Origin of the sequence: Burkholderia sp. ABCPW 111 (genome assembly GCF_000773065.1) — a bacterium.
Classification (GTDB): Bacteria; Pseudomonadota; Gammaproteobacteria; order Burkholderiales; family Burkholderiaceae; genus Burkholderia; species Burkholderia savannae.
Window position 1 is genome coordinate 47,457 of record NZ_JPWT01000050.1, and the last position, 15,319, is coordinate 62,775.

Genomic DNA, 15,319 nt, shown 5'->3' on the forward strand with positions numbered 1-15,319 from the left:
ATGCATAAACGTCTGACATTGCTCGGTTCGACGGGCTCGATCGGAGACAGCACGCTCGACGTCGTCGCGCGTCATCCGGAGCGCTTCGCGGTTCACGCGCTCACTGCCCACCGCAACGGAGACAAGCTCGTCGCCCAGTGCCTGCGCTTTTCGCCCGACGTCGCGGTGGTCGGCGACGCCGAAACCGCCGCGCGGGTCGACGCGCAATTGCGCGCCGCGGGCAGCAAGACTCAGGTCGCGCACGGCCCGCAGGCGCTCGTCGACGTGTCGAAGAGCGACGGCTGCGACACCGTCGTCGCGGCGATCGTCGGCGCGGCGGGGCTCGCGCCGAGCCTCGCCGCCGCGCGCGCGGGCAAGCGCGTGCTGCTCGCGAACAAGGAATCGCTCGTGATGTCGGGCGCGATCTTCATGGACGCGGTGCGCGACCATGGCGCGATCCTCTTGCCCGTCGACAGCGAGCACAACGCGATCTTCCAGTGCATGCCGCGCGACGCGGCCGAGCGCGGCGGGATCGCGAAGATCATCGTGACCGCGTCGGGCGGCCCGTTCCGCACGCGCGAGCCCGCGACGCTCGCCGACGTGACGCCCGACGAGGCGTGCAAGCACCCGAACTGGGTGATGGGCCGCAAGATCTCGGTCGACTCGGCGACGATGATGAACAAGGGCCTCGAGGTGATCGAGGCGCATTGGCTGTTCGGCCTGCAGAGCGAGCGGATCGACGTGCTGATCCATCCGCAGAGCGTGATCCATTCGCTCGTGTCGTATCGCGACGGCTCGGTGCTCGCGCAGCTCGGCAATCCCGACATGCGCACGCCGATCGCGCACGCGCTCGCGTTTCCCGAGCGCGTCGACGCGGGCGTCGCGCCGCTCGATCTCGCGCAGATCGCGACGCTCACGTTCGAGAAGCCCGACTACGCGCGCTTCCCGTGCCTCGCGCTGTCGATCCAGGCGCTCGAGGCGGGCGGCATTGCGAGCACGGCGCTCAATGCGGCGAACGAGATCGCGGTCGACGCGTTTTTGTCGCGGCGCATTCGCTTCACCGCGATCGCGCAGACGGTCGAGGCGGTGCTGAACGGGCTTGCCAACCGCACGCCGAGCGGCCTCGACGACGTGATCGGCGCCGACGCCGACGCGCGTCGCGCGGCGGCCGCGTTCATCGACAAACTGCCCGCGCCCGGCGTCGAGCGGGCCGCCTGAATGGAGTCGATACGCTCATGAACGTGCTGGTCGAACTGATCGCGTTTGCGGTGGCGATCGGCGTGCTGGTCGTCGTGCATGAGTACGGGCATTACCGCGTCGCTCGCTGGTGCGGCGTCAAGGTGCTGCGCTTCTCGATCGGCTTCGGCGCGCCCGTCGCGCGCTGGGTCAGCAAGACGACGGGCACCGAATGGACGCTGTCCGCGCTGCCGCTCGGCGGCTACGTGAAGATGCTCGACGAGCGCGATCCGGGCGAAGGCATCCGCGCGGACGAATTGCCGCGCGCGTTCAACCGGCAGCCGGTCGGCAAGCGCATCGCGATCGTCGCGGCCGGCCCGATCGCGAATTTCCTGCTTGCGATTGCGCTCTTTTCGTTCGTGTTCGCGACGGGCGTGACCGAGCCCGCGGCGATCGTCGCACCGCCCGCGGCCGGCACGCCCGCCGCGGTTGCAGGTTTCGACGGCGGCGAGACGATCGTGTCGATTCGCGACGCGCGCGCGGGCGACGCGCGGGGCGGCGAGGCCGAGCCGGTGCGCTCGTGGTCCGACCTGCGCTGGAAGCTGCTTGGCGCGGCGTTCGACCGCAAGGACGTCGTGCTCGGCGCGCGCAATCGCGCCGACGGCACGACGTACGATTTCCGCGTCGATCTGCACGGCGTCACCGAGCGCGACGTCGACGACGAATTCATGACGCGTCTCGGCTTCGAGCCGGGCGGCGGGTCGCTGACGGTGACGTCGGTGCTGCCGGGCGGCGCGGCGCAGCAGGCGGGGCTCGGGCCGGGCGACAAGCTCGTCGCGCTCGACGGCGCGCGCATCGGCGGCTCGACGCGCTTCATCGACGACGTGAAGGCGCACGCGGGCCGTAAGCTCTCGTTGAGAATCGAGCGCGCGGGCGTCGAGCGCACGGTGTCGATCGTGCCGCAGGCGCAGCGCGACGACGAGACGGGCAAGGAAGTGGGCCGCATCGGCGCCGCGCTCGCGCTGCAGACGCCGTCCGTCGACGTGCGCTACGGCGCGCTCGAGAGCATCGAGCTCGGCGTGCGGCGCACGTGGGACATCTCGGTTTATTCGCTGAAGATGTTCGGCAGGATGCTGACGGGCGAGGCGTCGCTGAAGAATCTGTCCGGGCCCGTGACGATCGCGGACTATGCGGGCAAGAGCGCGCGGCTCGGATGGTCGGCGTTCCTATCGTTCCTCGCCCTTGTCAGCATTAGCCTCGGCGTGCTGAACTTGCTGCCGATTCCCGTTTTGGACGGGGGGCATCTGTTATATTATCTGGTTGAAGCCGCGACCGGCAAGGCCGTATCGGAGCGCTGGCAACTGATTCTGCAAAGAGCGGGATTGATCTGCATCGTCGCGCTGTCGGCGATCGCGCTGTTCAACGATCTGGCTCGGTTGATCCATTTTTGACGCGTCGGGCGGTAGCCGCAAGGGCGGCCGCCTGATCTGATGCAAGCTTAAACACTGGGGATGCATGTTGTTCAAACCTCATCGCTTCGTACCTAAGACGGTTGCTGCCGCGGCGCTCGCCGCGCATGGTCTCGCGGCGCACGCAGCGGCGCCCTTCGTGGTGCAGGACATCAAGATCGAAGGCTTGCAGCGCGTCGAGGCGGGTTCCGTGTTCGCGTACCTGCCGATCAAGCAGGGCGACACGTTCACCGACGACAAGGCATCCGAAGCGATTCGCGCGCTGTACGCGACGGGCTTCTTCAACGACGTGCGGATCGCGACGCAGGGCAACGTCGTGATCGTCCAGGTGCAGGAGCGTCCGGCGATCGCATCGATCGATTTCACCGGCATCAAGGAATTCGACAAGGACAACCTGAACAAGGCGCTGAAGGCGGTTGGCCTGTCGCAGGGCCGCTATTACGACAAGTCGCTCGTCGACAAGGCCGAGCAGGAGCTCAAGCGCCAGTACCTGACGCGCGGCTTCTACGCGGCGGAAGTGTCGACGACGGTCACGCCCGTCGACGCGAACCGCGTGTCGATCCTGTTCTCGGTCGCCGAGGGCCCGAGCGCGAAGATCCGCCAGATCAATTTCATCGGCAACAAGACGTTCAGCACGGGCACGCTGCGCGACGAGATGCAGCTGTCGACCCCGAACTGGTTCTCGTGGTACACGAAGAACGACCTGTACTCGAAGGAAAAGCTGACGGGCGACCTCGAGAACGTGCGCTCGTACTACCTGAACCGCGGGTATCTCGAGTTCAACATCGAGTCGACCCAGGTGTCGATCTCGCCCGACAAGAAGGACATGTACCTGACGGTGACGCTGCACGAAGGCGAGCCGTACACGGTATCGAGCGTGAAGCTCGCGGGCAATCTGCTGGATCGCCAGGCGGAGCTCGAGAAGCTGGTCAAGATCAAGCCGGGCGACCGCTTCTCGGCCGAGAAGCTGCAGCAGACGACGAAGGCGATCGTCGACAAGCTCGGCCAGTACGGCTATGCGTTCGCGACGGTGAACGCGCAGCCCGAGATCGACCAGGCGTCGCACAAGGTCGGCCTCACGCTCGTCGTCGATCCGAGCCGCCGCGTGTACGTGCGGCGGATCAACATCGTCGGCAACACGCGCACGCGCGACGAAGTGGTGCGCCGCGAAATGCGCCAGCTCGAGAGCTCGTGGTTCGATTCGAGCCGCCTCGCGTTGTCGAAGGACCGGGTCAACCGTCTCGGCTACTTCACCGACGTCGACGTGACGACGGTTCCCGTCGAGGGCACGAACGACCAGGTCGACGTGAACGTGAAGGTCGCCGAAAAGCCGACGGGCGCGATCACGCTGGGCGCGGGCTTCTCGTCGACGGACAAGGTCGTGCTGTCGGCGGGCATCTCGCAGGACAACGTGTTCGGCTCGGGCACGAGCCTTGCGGTGAACGTGAACACCGCGAAGAGCTACCGCACGCTGACCGTCACGCAGGTCGATCCGTACTTCACCGTCGACGGCATCAAGCGGATCACCGACGTGTTCTACCGCACGTACCAGCCGCTCTATTACTCGACGAACTCGAGCTTCCGGATCATCACGGCGGGCGGCAACCTGAAGTTCGGCATCCCGTTCTCGGAAACCGATACGGTCTATTTCGGCGCGGGCTTCGAGCAGAACCGCCTCGACGTCGATACGAATACGCCGCAGTCGTATCAGGACTACGTGCAGCAATTCGGCCGCGTGTCGAACACGGTGCCGCTGACGGTCGCTTGGTCGCGCGACGCGCGCGACAGCGCGTTGATCCCGAGCCGCGGCTACTTCACGCAGGCGAACATCGAATACGGCGTGCCGGTCGGCAAGATCCAGTACTACAAGGCGGACGTGCAGGCGCAGTACTACTACTCGTTCGCGCGCGGCTTCATCCTGGGCCTGAACCTGCAAGGCGGCTACGGCAACGGCATCGGCAACCCGTATCCGATCTTCAAGAACTACTACGCGGGCGGTATCGGCTCCGTGCGCGGCTACGAGCCGAGCTCGCTCGGCCCGCGGGACACGAAGACGAACGATCCGATCGGCGGCTCGAAGATGATCGTCGGCAACATCGAGCTGACGTTCCCGCTGCCGGGCACGGGCTACGACCGCACGCTGCGCGTGTTCACGTTCCTCGACGGCGGCAACGTGTGGGGCAACGCGCCGGGCGGCACGAGCACGGGCGCGAACGGCCTGCGCTACGGCTACGGTATCGGTCTTGCGTGGATCTCGCCGATCGGGCCGCTCAAGCTGAGCTTGGGCTTCCCGCTGCAGAAGCACGAAGGCGATCAGTATCAGAAATTCCAGTTCCAGATCGGAACGGCGTTCTGATCGATCAGGCACTGACTACAGCATCGAGAGGGTAATCTTGCTAACCGGTAAGTTTTCGAAACGAGTGATGTGCGCGCTGGCGCTTGCCGCCGCGCTCGGCGCGACGCTCGCGCACGCGCAGGACGTCGCGCGGATCGCGGCCGTCAATTCGGATCGGATCCTGCGCGAGTCGGCGCCCGCCAAGGCCGCGCAAACGAAACTCGAAGCCGAGTTCGCGAAGCGCGACAAGGATCTGCAGGACATGGCCGCGCGCCTGAAGTCGATGTCCGACGCGCTCGACAAGAACGGTCCGACGTTGTCGGCCAACGAGCGTGCGCAGAAGCAGCGCGACCTCGCGCAGCTCGACACCGATTTCCAGCGCAAGCAGCGCGAGTTTCGCGAGGATCTGAACCAGCGTCGCAACGAAGAGCTCGCGGCGGTGCTCGACAAGGCGAACAAGGTGATCAAGCAGATCGCCGAGCAGCAGAACTACGATCTGATCGTGCAGGAAGCGGTGTACGTGAGTCCGCGCATCGACATCACCGACAAGGTGCTGAAGGCGCTCTCGTCGCCTTCGAGCCTGTCGAACTGAACGGAGCGAACGTCGAATGGCATTGACGCTTGAGGCGCTCGTCGCGCGATTCGGCGGCGAGATCGTCGGCGACGGCGGGCGCGAGGTCGGCGGTCTCGCGCCGCTCGATCAGGCGGGCCCGCAGCAGCTCGCGTTCCTCGCGAATCCGAAATATCTCGCGCAAGTCGAGACAACGGGCGCCGCCGCGGTGCTGATCGCGCCGCGCGATCTCGAGAAGCTCGGCGCGGCCGCGAACGGCCGCAACTTCATCGTCACGCCGAATCCGTACGCGTACTTCGCGCGCGTCGCGCAGATGTTCATCGATCTCGCTGCACCGCAGCGCGCCGCCGGCGTGCATCCGAGCGCGACGATCGATCCCGCCGCGCAGGTCGCCGCGAGCGCGGTGATCGGCCCGCACGTGACGGTCGAGGCGGGCGCCGTGATCGGCGAGCGCGTGCAGCTCGATGCGAGCGTGTTCGTCGGGCGCGGCACGCGGATCGGCGACGACTCGCACCTGTATCCGAACGTCGCGATTTATCATGGCTGCACGCTCGGGCCGCGCGCGATCGTCCATTCGGGCGCCGTGATTGGCTCCGACGGCTTCGGCTTCGCGCCGGATTTCGTCGGCGAAGGCGATGCGCGCACGGGCGCCTGGGTCAAGATTCCGCAGGTCGGCGGCGTGAAGGTAGGCCCCGACGTCGAGATCGGCGCGAACACGACGATCGACCGCGGCGCGATGGCGGACACCGTCATCGAAGAATGCGTGAAGATCGACAACCTCGTGCAGATCGGCCACAACTGCCGGATCGGCGCGTACACGGTGATCGCCGGCTGCGCGGGCATCGCGGGCAGCACGACGATCGGCAGGCATTGCATGATCGGCGGCGCGGTGGGCATCGCGGGCCACGTGACGCTCGGCGATGGCGTGATCGTTACCGCGAAGTCCGGCGTATCGAAGTCGCTGCCGAAGGCGGGCATCTATACGAGCGCGTTTCCGGCCGTCGAGCACGGCGACTGGAACAAGAGCGCGGCGCTCGTGCGCAACCTGGACAAATTGCGCGACCGGATCAAGGCGCTCGAGATCGCGCTGGCCGCGCGGGAAGGCGACGCCGGCGGCGCATGAACCCACGCGTCGGCCGGGGATCGCACGGGGCAGCTTGCAGGCTGCCCGGCGCGCCGGCCGACCGAACCGAGCGCCGTTTTCCCCGACGCGGCCCGCATCAGCATTTGCAGTCATCACCGCGCAACCCAACCATTGCGTGAGACGAACCACCATGAGCTCTGAAAAAATCAACTTCGACATCCATAAGATCCTCACGCTGCTGCCGCACCGCTATCCGATTCTGCTCGTCGATCGCGTGCTCGAACTCGAGCCGCACAAGTCCATCAAAGCGTTGAAGAACGTGACGGTCAACGAGCCGTTCTTCACAGGCCATTTCCCGAAGCGGCCGGTGATGCCGGGCGTGCTGATCATCGAGGCGCTCGCGCAGGCGGCCGCGCTCCTCACGTTTGCCGAGGCGCAGCCGAAGGACCCGGAGAATACGCTGTACTACTTCGTCGGCATCGATAATGCGCGCTTCAAGCGCGTCGTCGAGCCGGGCGACCAGTTGATCCTGAACGTGACGTTCGAGCGCTACATTCGCGGCATCTGGAAGTTCAAGGCCGTCGCGGAAGTGGACGGCAAGGTCGCGGCGGAAGCCGAGCTGATGTGCACGGTCAAGACGGCCGACGCGGCGCCCTGAGCGCGCGGCGCGCAAGGCTACGCAACGCGACATAGACATTGAGAGGCAACGGCGCATGAGCAGGATTCACCCCACGGCGATCATCGAGCCGGGCGCGCAGATCCACGAGACGGTCGAGATCGGCCCGTATGCGATCGTCGGTCCGAACGTGACGATCGGCGCGCGGACCACGATCGGTTCGCACAGCGTGATCGAAGGCCATACGACGATCGGCGAAGACAATCGCATCGGCCATTACGCGTCGGTGGGCGGCCGTCCGCAGGACATGAAGTACAAAGACGAGCCGACGAAGCTCGTGATCGGCGATCGCAACACGATCCGCGAATTCACGACGATTCACACGGGCACCGTGCAGGACACGGGCGTCACGACGCTCGGCGACGACAACTGGATCATGGCGTACGTGCATATCGGCCACGACTGCCGCGTCGGCAGCCACGTGATCCTGTCGAGCAACGCGCAGATGGCGGGGCACGTCGAGATCGGCGACTGGGCGATCGTCGGCGGGATGTCGGGCGTCCACCAGTTCGTGCGGATCGGCGCGCATTCGATGCTGGGCGGCGCGTCGGCGCTCGTGCAGGACATTCCGCCTTTCGTCATCGCCGCGGGCAACAAGGCCGAGCCGCACGGAATCAACGTCGAGGGGCTGCGCCGCCGCGGTTTCTCGCCCGATGCGATCTCCGCGCTGCGCAGCGCGTACCGGATACTGTACAAGAACGGCTTGTCGCTCGAAGAGGCGAAGATCCAGCTGCGCGAGCTCGCGCAGGCGGGCGGCGACGGCGACGCGGCCGTCAAGGCGCTAGCCGACTTCGTCGAGACGTCGCAGCGCGGCATCATTCGCTGAACGATGGCGTTCCAACTCACACCGCTGCGCGTCGCGCTCGTCGCGGGCGAGCCGTCGGGCGATCTGCTCGGTGCGTCGCTCCTCGGCGGGCTGCATGCGCGGCTGCCCGCATCGTCCCGCTATTACGGGATCGGCGGGCCGCGCATGACCGCCGTGGATTTCGACGCGCACTGGCCGATGGAAAAGCTCGCGGTGCGCGGCTACGTCGAGGCGCTCAAGCACATTCCCGAAATCCTGCGCATTCGCGGCGAGCTGAAGCGTCAACTGCTCGCCGAGCCGCCCGACGCGTTCATCGGCATCGACGCGCCCGACTTCAACTTCGGCCTCGAGCAGGCGCTGCGCGGCGCGGGCATCCCGACGATCCACTTCGTCTGCCCGTCGATCTGGGCGTGGCGCGGGGGGCGGATCAAGAAGATCGTCAAGGCCGTCGACCACATGCTGTGCCTGTTCCCGTTCGAGCCCGAACTGCTCGAGAAGGCGGGCGTCGCGGCGACGTTCGTCGGCCATCCGCTTGCCGACGAAATTCCGCTCGAGCCCGACATGCACGGCGCGCGGATCGCGCTCGGCCTTCCGGAGAGCGGCCCCGTGATCGCGGTGCTGCCGGGCAGCCGCCGCTCCGAGATCGAGCTGATCGGCCCGACGTTCTTCGACGCGATGGAGCTGATGCAGCAGCGCGAGCCCGGCGTGCGTTTCATCGTGCCGGCCGCGACGCCCGCGCTGCGCGAGCTGCTGCAGCCGCTCGTCGACGCGCATCCGTTGCTGTCGGTCACGTTGACCGAGGGGCGCGCGCAAGTCGCGATGACGGCGGCCGACGCGATCCTCGTGAAGAGCGGCACCGTGACGCTCGAGGCGGCGCTCCTCAAGAAGCCGATGGTGATCTCGTACAAGGTGCCCTGGCTCACCGGGCAGATCATGCGCCGGCAGGGCTACCTGCCGTACGTCGGGCTGCCGAACATTCTCGCGGGCCGCTTCGTCGTGCCCGAGCTGCTGCAACACTTCGCGACGCCCGACGCGCTCGCCGACGCGACGCTCACGCAGTTGCGCGACGACGCGAACCGCCGCGCGCTCACCGAAATCTTTACCGACATGCATCTCGCGCTGCGCCAGAACACCGCGCAGCGCGCGGCGGAGGCCGTCGCGCGCGTGATCGACGACAGGAAGCCGCGCTGATGGCCGCGACTCGCAAATCCCGTGGTGCCGCGGCCCAGCCGGCGCTCGAGTTCGATGCGCCGGGCGAGATCGTCTGCGGCGTCGACGAAGCCGGGCGCGGCCCGCTCGCCGGGCCCGTCGTCGCGGCCGCCGTCGTGCTCGACCCGGCGCGGCCGATCGTGGGGCTCGACGATTCGAAGGCGCTGTCCGCGAAGAAGCGCGAGCGGCTCTTCGACGAAATCGTCGCGCATTCGCTCGCGTACTGCGTTGCGTCGGCGAGCGTCGAGGAAATCGATACGCTCAACATCCTGCACGCGACGATGCTTGCGATGAAGCGCGCCGTCGAAGGGCTCGCGGTGCGGCCGACGCTCGCGAAGATCGACGGCAACCGCTGTCCGACGCTTGCGATCCGCAGCGAGGCGATTGTCGGCGGCGACGCGCTCGTGGCGAGCATCTCGGCCGCGTCGATTCTCGCGAAGGTCACGCGCGACCGGATGCTCGTCGAGCTGCACGCGCAGTTCCCGATGTACGGATTCGACGTTCATGCGGGCTACGGCACGCCGAAACACCTCGCGGCGCTGCGCGAGCACGGCCCGTGCGAGCATCACCGCCGTTCGTTCGCGCCCGTGCGCGCGGCGTTCGATCTGATTCGATGAAAGCAATCACTTCCCGCGACAATCCGCTGTACAAGCGCCTGAAGGCGCTCGCGGGCTCGACGCATCAGCAGCGCCGCGGCGGCCAGGCGCTGCTCGAGGGGCTCCATCTCGCGAGCGCCTATCTCGATGCGGCCGGGCAGCCGGAGCTGTGCGTCGTCACCGACGGCGCGTTCGCGCACGCGGAGGCGCGCGAGATCGTCGCGCGCGTCGAGCCGGCGCGGCTCGTCACGCTGCCCGATGCGCTCTTCGGTCAACTGTCGAACGTCGTCCACGGCGTCGGTCTGCTGCTGCTCGTCGCCCGGCCGGCGCCCGCGCTGCCGGAGCGCGTCGCGCACACGGCGGTCGTGCTCGACGGCGTGCAGGACGCGGGCAACGTCGGTTCGATCCTGCGCAGCGCGGCCGCGGCGGGCGTGAAGCAGGCGTTCTGCACACCGGGCACCGCATATGCGTGGTCGTCGAAGGTGCTGCGCTCGGCGATGGGCGCGCACTTTCTGCTCGACATCCACGAGGACGTCGCCGCCGACACGCTGATCGAGCGGCTCGCGGCCCCGGTCGCGCTGACCGATTCGCACGGCGCGCGCGCGATCTACGACTGTGATTTGTCCGGGCCGGTCGTGTGGGTGTTCGGCAACGAGGGGGCGGGCGTATCCGCACGCTGGCGCGACGCGGCGACGCATCGCGTGACGATTCCGCAGCCGGGCGGGATGGAATCGTTGAACGTGGCTGCTGCGGCGGCGATTTGTCTTTTTGAGCAGTGTCGGCAGCAACGCGCGCGCGGCGTGTGACGCACGCGCGTTTCCTTCTCTCTTCTGTTACGCGATTGGCGCGCTAGGCGCGGTGAGTGCGCTTGCGCGGCGCACGGCCTGAAACGCGATGCTCGCGATGTCGGCGGCCGGCATCGCGATGCCGATCAATGATGCCGCGGGTGACGCGCGTCGCCGCGCATGCCGGATGCAGCGGCGTTGGGGGGGCGCAAGCGCCGCGGCGCGCGAGCGGCGCTTGCATCGCCGCCGTCGCGGGCCTGCATCAATACGATTGCCGTTCCTCGAGCTTGATTTCCTGCAGGATCGTCGTCGCGATCTCCTCGATCGACTTGTGCGTCGACGACAGCCATTTGACCCCTTCGCGCCGCATCATCGCTTCCGCCTCGTTGATTTCGTAGCGGCAGTTCTCCGGCGCGGCGTACTTGCTGCCGGGGCGGCGCTCGTTGCGGATTTCGGAGAGGCGCATCGGGTCGATCGACAATCCGAACAGCTTGTCGCGGTGCGGGTGGAGCGGCGTCGGCAGCTTGCCGCGCTCGAAGTCTTCCGGGATCAGCGGATAGTTTGCCGCCTTCACGCCGTACTGCATCGCGAGATAGAGGCTGGTCGGCGTCTTGCCGCTGCGCGACACGCCGATCAGGATCACGTCCGCGTCGGCGAGATTGCGGTTGGACTGGCCGTCGTCGTGCGCGAGCGAGAAGTTGATCGCTTCGATCCGCGTCTTGTATTCATCGGTGTCCGCGTTCTGGTGAACGCGGCCCATCGCATGGCTCGACTTCAGCTGCAGCTCCTGTTCGAGCGGCTCGACGAAGCGCTGGAACATGTCGAGCACGAGCGCGTTCGAGCGCTTGACGATCTCGTTCGATTCGCCGTCGACGAGCGTCGTGAACACGATCGGCCGGCGGCCGTCGTGCTGCGCGGTGTCGTTGATTTTCTGGACGGTGCCGTACGCCTTCTCGAGCGAATCGATGAACGGCACGCGCACGAGCCGGAACTTCTGGTCGAACTGGGACAGGATCGAATGCGCGAAGGTTTCGGCGGTGATCCCGGTGCCGTCGGAGACGATGAATACGGTTGGAAGCATGAATCGGAGCGTCGAGCGTGTGCGTGGCGGCCGCGCGCGGCCGGGAAGCGGTCATTCTAGCAGGCGCGGGCGCGCGGTCCGGGCGACGGCGAAGCGTCGCCGGCGGCGCCCGAGCGTCGCGCCGCTCGACGATATGACGAACGATCAATCCGGATTCGACGATAAGCATTTGCGTATTGAGCAATAGTCGATGCGTGCATTCATCGGAATGATCTGTAATATTTCGTAATGCTGTTCGAAAGGTGGCAATGGCGAGCCGTATCATGTCGCCGAATGAATGTTTTCGCCGCGCAAATCAGTTTGTCGAGTTGCCTTGGTTGATTCGGAATCCTACTGATTGCCGATCGGCCCTTGGCGTGGACGGGCGGCGGCATTCGTTCATTGCCGCATCGCGGGCGAGGCCGGAGGAGCGGCGGCGCATGCGTGCGGACAGCAGTCGTGGGGCAGTGGTACTCGAGCAGTTCGGCGGTTCGATTTGTTTGAGTTTCGACTTTATTCAAACCAAATGAGGAACGACGAAATGACGTCAAGAAAATGGGCCAACCCTCGCGCTTCGCAAGCGAAGCGTGCGATTTGCGCGGCGACGTTTTGCGCCGCGACCACGCTGACGGCGCACGCCGCCGCGCCGGCGTGGGTCGATACGCAGACCCGCGCGTATCCGGCATTCCCGCAGCAGGCGTCGGCGGCGACGTTTGCGGCCGGCAAGGCGATCGACGCGGCGCCCGGCGAGCCGGTGCGGGTGGTCGTCAGTCTCAATCTCAACGACGAAGCGAGGCTCGATCGCTTTCTGCGCGATCTGCATACGCCCGGCAACGCCGCGTACGGCCGGCATCTGACGCCCGCCGAATTCGCCGCGCAGTACGCGCCGACGCAACAGCAGGTCGCGCTCGTCGAAGCGCATCTGCGCCGGTCCGGATTTCGCGACATCCAGGTGTCGCCGAACCGGCTGCTGATCTCGGCGACGGGCACCGCGGCCGCGGTCAAGACGGCGTTCAACACGCGGTTGAAGAGCTTCACGCTCGAAGGCCGGCGCGTGCACGCGAACCAGGACACGGCGCAGGTGCCGGCCGCGCTCGGCAGCATCGTCGGCGCGGTGCTCGGGCTCGACAGCGCGACGCTCGCGCACACGTACAACCGCCGGGCGGCCGTGACGGGCGCCGTCGGCGGCGCGAAGGCGTCGCTTGCGGCGCGCGCGAGCGACGCGACCGCGAACGCGGCCGCGAGCGGCACGCCGGTGCTGACGGGCCACGATCCGCTCGAATTCTCGCAAATCTACCGCGCGGGCTCGACGCCGACGGCGTCGCAGACGACGGTCGGCGTCATCATGGCGGGCGACGCGGCGCCCGTGCTGCGGGATCTCGGCACCTTCGCGGCGAAAGCGGGGCTCGCGCGCGTGGCCGCGAGCGTCACGCGCACCGGGCCGCCCGGCAGCGACTACAGCGACAACTCGGGCCTGAGCGAGTGGGACATGGACAGCCAGGCGATCGTCGGCGCGGCGGGCGGGCAGGTGAAGGGGATCGTGTTCTACGCGGCGCCGTCGATGTTGCTGACCGACATCACCGAAGCATATAACCGGGCCGTCATCGACAACGTCGCGAAGGTCATCAACGTGTCGCTCGGCGTGTGCGAGGCGGATGCGCGCGCCGCCGGCACGCAGGCGGCCGACGACCGGATCTTCAAGAGCGCGGTCGCGCAGGGGCAGACCTTCGCCGTCGCGGCGGGCGACGCCGGCGCGTACGAGTGCAGCGTGAGCCGCGTTTCCGGCGGGCAGGGCGTGCCGGCGCGATCGAACTATTCGGTGAGCGAGCCCGCGACGTCGCCGTACGTCGTCGCGGTCGGCGGCACGACGCTGTCGACCGACAAATCGACGGGCGCCTACGCCGGTGAAGCCGCGTGGAACGAGGGGCTGCAGCCGATCGGCGTGTACGATCCGTACGGCAGTTACGATTCGACGCAGCGCCTGTGGGCGACGGGCGGCGGCTACAGCAAGAACGAAGCGGTGCCGGCGTGGCAGCGCAGCGTGCTCGGCACGTCGGCGAGGACGCGCGCGGTGCCGGACGTCGCGTTCGAGGCGGACGGCCGCAGCGGCGCGCACGTCTACGTGAACGGGCAGATCGAGCAGTGGGGCGGCACGAGCCTCGCCGCGCCGATCTTCACGGGGATCTGGGCGCGCTTGCAATCCGACAATGGCAACCGGCTCGGCTTTCCGCTCGCGAGCCTTTATCGCTACGTTCCGTCCAACGGCACGCTGGTGCACGACGTGACGTCCGGCAACAACGGCTCGGGCGGCTACGGCTACAAGGCGGGCACCGGCTGGGACCCGGTGACGGGCTTCGGCAGCTTCGACATCGGGAACCTCGCCGCATTCGTCAAGAAGACGGCGGATTTCGCGCGATAGGGCCCGGCGCGCCGCTTCGGCGCGCGGGCCGCGGCGGCGCGGGCGGCGGGAGCCGCGCCCGGCTTTTGCGCGCCGTTTCGCATCGCCGCGCCCCGCTCGGCGTCGCGCTATGCTCGTGCGGGCGCCGTGCGCGAGCGGCGCTCCACTCGTCGAACGACAAAGGATCGATCGTGACAAAAAGAAAAGGATTCGCCGTGGCCGCGTTGTGCGCGTTCGCGTTGATCGGGCGCGCGGCCGCGCAAACGCTGCCGTTGCCCGACGGCCTGATCGACCTCGGCAGCGGCGCCGGCGAGCACATGCTGGCCGAGAGCGGCGCGCGCAGCGCATACGTGCCGCTCGGCAGTCACTTCGTCACGCAGAAAACCGAGAGCTATTGCGGCGTCGCGTCGCTCGTGATGGTGCTGAACGCGCTGCGCGTGCCGGCGCCCGCCGCCGCGCAATATCCGCCGTTCCACTACTTCACGCAGGACAACGTGCTCAACGACGCGACCGAGAAGATCCGTCCGCAGGCGCAGATCGAGCAGCACGGGATGACGCTCGATCAACTGGGGGCGCTCGCGAACGCGCTCGGCGCGCGCGGCGACGTGCGCCATGCGTCCGATGCGTCGGTCGATGCGTTTCGCGCGGACGCGGTCGCGCATCTCGGCCGCCCGGGGCGCTACGTGCTCGTCAACTACCTGCGCAGCCGCCTCGGCCAGCAAACGGGCGGCCACATCTCGCCGCTCGGCGCGTACGACGCCGCGGCCGACCGCTTCCTGATCCTCGACGTGTCCCGTTACAAATACCCGCCTGTCTGGGTGAGGGCGGCCGATCTGTACGCGGCGATGAACACGCCCGATGCGGACAACGGCGGCCGCAGTCGCGGCTACGTGCTCATCGGCGGGGCGACGGCGGGGCGTTGATGCGTGCCGGCGACGTGCCGGCCCGCAGGGTGGGCGTACCCGTCGTCCGACAGGCGCGAGGCCGCACGACGCGGGCGGCGCCGGCGCAAGATTGCGGCGAGTCGGTCGGCCCGCCGCCCGTGCGTCGTTTGCGTCGGGGAGCGGGAACCCGGCATTCGGCGCGCCAAATGTCTGAACGCCTGAATGCCCGAATGCCCGAATGCCCGAATGCCCGAATGCCCGAATGCCCGAATGCCCAATGCCCAATGCCTGC

At 67.6% G+C, this 15,319-nt stretch carries 13 protein-coding genes and 1 pseudogene; 13 read left to right on the forward strand and 1 reads right to left on the reverse strand.

The genetic code is table 11. The features are described 5' to 3' along the window. From X946_RS06535 to X946_RS06580, 10 genes are all read left to right on the forward strand, one after another. Positions 1–1,197 carry a 1-deoxy-D-xylulose-5-phosphate reductoisomerase gene (locus tag X946_RS06535; RefSeq protein ID WP_038744999.1) on the forward strand — a complete coding sequence of 399 codons (1,197 nt, stop codon included), beginning with the start codon at positions 1–3 and terminating at the stop codon, positions 1,195–1,197. A gap of 17 nt (positions 1,198–1,214) precedes the next feature. Beyond that, a complete protein-coding gene (gene rseP / locus X946_RS06540; protein WP_038745002.1) occupies positions 1,215–2,606 on the forward strand; it encodes an RIP metalloprotease RseP in 1,392 nt (463 codons plus the stop codon). A gap of 64 nt (positions 2,607–2,670) precedes the next feature. Next, complete coding sequence (gene bamA, locus X946_RS06545) at positions 2,671–4,980, forward strand: outer membrane protein assembly factor BamA (protein WP_081989394.1); 2,310 nt, start codon at positions 2,671–2,673, stop codon at positions 4,978–4,980. Positions 4,981–5,047: 67 nt separating this feature from the next. Then, positions 5,048–5,551, forward strand: coding sequence for an OmpH family outer membrane protein (locus tag X946_RS06550; protein WP_038745004.1), 504 nt, complete (start codon positions 5,048–5,050; stop codon positions 5,549–5,551). A gap of 16 nt (positions 5,552–5,567) precedes the next feature. Further along, positions 5,568–6,653: a UDP-3-O-(3-hydroxymyristoyl)glucosamine N-acyltransferase gene (gene lpxD, locus X946_RS06555; RefSeq protein ID WP_038745007.1), complete on the forward strand. Its 1,086-nt coding sequence runs from the start codon at positions 5,568–5,570 to the stop codon at positions 6,651–6,653. Positions 6,654–6,804: 151 nt separating this feature from the next. Beyond that, positions 6,805–7,272, forward strand: a complete 468-nt coding sequence (fabZ, locus tag X946_RS06560; RefSeq protein WP_038745009.1) for a 3-hydroxyacyl-ACP dehydratase FabZ — start codon at positions 6,805–6,807, stop codon at positions 7,270–7,272. A gap of 55 nt (positions 7,273–7,327) precedes the next feature. Continuing rightward, a complete protein-coding gene (gene lpxA / locus X946_RS06565) occupies positions 7,328–8,116 on the forward strand; it encodes an acyl-ACP--UDP-N-acetylglucosamine O-acyltransferase (RefSeq protein WP_038745011.1) in 789 nt (262 codons plus the stop codon). A 3-nt stretch (positions 8,117–8,119) separates the two neighbouring features. Continuing rightward, the gene (gene lpxB, locus X946_RS06570) at positions 8,120–9,286 is read left to right on the forward strand and encodes a lipid-A-disaccharide synthase (RefSeq protein ID WP_038745014.1); all 1,167 of its coding nucleotides are present in this window, start codon (positions 8,120–8,122) and stop codon (positions 9,284–9,286) included. Further along, entirely contained in the window at positions 9,286–9,921 is a 636-nt protein-coding gene (gene rnhB, locus X946_RS06575) for a ribonuclease HII (RefSeq protein WP_038745016.1), read from the forward strand. The genes lpxB and rnhB overlap by 1 nt, the downstream gene beginning before the upstream one ends. Continuing rightward, a complete protein-coding gene (locus X946_RS06580) occupies positions 9,918–10,706 on the forward strand; it encodes a TrmH family RNA methyltransferase (protein WP_038745019.1) in 789 nt (262 codons plus the stop codon). The genes rnhB and X946_RS06580 overlap by 4 nt, the downstream gene beginning before the upstream one ends. 241 nt (positions 10,707–10,947) lie before the next feature. On the opposite strand, the gene ppsR is transcribed toward X946_RS06580, so the two are convergent. Then, complete coding sequence (gene ppsR / locus X946_RS06585) at positions 10,948–11,766, reverse strand: posphoenolpyruvate synthetase regulatory kinase/phosphorylase PpsR (RefSeq protein ID WP_038745021.1); 819 nt, start codon at positions 11,764–11,766, stop codon at positions 10,948–10,950. A gap of 248 nt (positions 11,767–12,014) precedes the next feature. Between ppsR and X946_RS33355 the strand changes: the two genes are divergently transcribed. From X946_RS33355 to X946_RS06595, 3 genes and pseudogenes are all read left to right on the forward strand, one after another. Beyond that, complete coding sequence (locus X946_RS33355; RefSeq protein WP_145986752.1) at positions 12,015–12,275, forward strand: hypothetical protein; 261 nt, start codon at positions 12,015–12,017, stop codon at positions 12,273–12,275. After that, positions 12,272–14,164 carry a S53 family peptidase gene (locus X946_RS06590; protein ID WP_038745023.1) on the forward strand — a complete coding sequence of 631 codons (1,893 nt, stop codon included), beginning with the start codon at positions 12,272–12,274 and terminating at the stop codon, positions 14,162–14,164. The genes X946_RS33355 and X946_RS06590 overlap by 4 nt, the downstream gene beginning before the upstream one ends. 21 nt (positions 14,165–14,185) lie before the next feature. Beyond that, positions 14,186–15,066 (forward strand): annotated as a pseudogene (locus tag X946_RS06595) (phytochelatin synthase family protein); the annotation flags it as partial. Positions 15,067–15,319 lie beyond the last annotated feature (253 nt).

Coding starts and splice junctions, on each gene's coding strand:
- X946_RS06590 (WP_038745023.1), top strand. CDS start 12,272: ATGAGGAACGACGAAATGACGTCAAGAAAATGGGCCAACCCTCGCGCT.
- lpxA (WP_038745011.1), top strand. CDS start 7,328: ATGAGCAGGATTCACCCCACGGCGATCATCGAGCCGGGCGCGCAGATC.
- rseP (WP_038745002.1), top strand. CDS start 1,215: ATGAACGTGCTGGTCGAACTGATCGCGTTTGCGGTGGCGATCGGCGTG.
- X946_RS06580 (WP_038745019.1), top strand. CDS start 9,918: ATGAAAGCAATCACTTCCCGCGACAATCCGCTGTACAAGCGCCTGAAG.
- lpxD (WP_038745007.1), top strand. CDS start 5,568: ATGGCATTGACGCTTGAGGCGCTCGTCGCGCGATTCGGCGGCGAGATC.
- X946_RS33355 (WP_145986752.1), top strand. CDS start 12,015: ATGGCGAGCCGTATCATGTCGCCGAATGAATGTTTTCGCCGCGCAAAT.
- bamA (WP_081989394.1), top strand. CDS start 2,671: ATGTTGTTCAAACCTCATCGCTTCGTACCTAAGACGGTTGCTGCCGCG.
- lpxB (WP_038745014.1), top strand. CDS start 8,120: ATGGCGTTCCAACTCACACCGCTGCGCGTCGCGCTCGTCGCGGGCGAG.
- fabZ (WP_038745009.1), top strand. CDS start 6,805: ATGAGCTCTGAAAAAATCAACTTCGACATCCATAAGATCCTCACGCTG.
- X946_RS06535 (WP_038744999.1), top strand. CDS start 1: ATGCATAAACGTCTGACATTGCTCGGTTCGACGGGCTCGATCGGAGAC.
- X946_RS06550 (WP_038745004.1), top strand. CDS start 5,048: ATGTGCGCGCTGGCGCTTGCCGCCGCGCTCGGCGCGACGCTCGCGCAC.
- rnhB (WP_038745016.1), top strand. CDS start 9,286: ATGGCCGCGACTCGCAAATCCCGTGGTGCCGCGGCCCAGCCGGCGCTC.
- ppsR (WP_038745021.1), bottom strand. CDS start 11,766: ATGCTTCCAACCGTATTCATCGTCTCCGACGGCACCGGGATCACCGCC.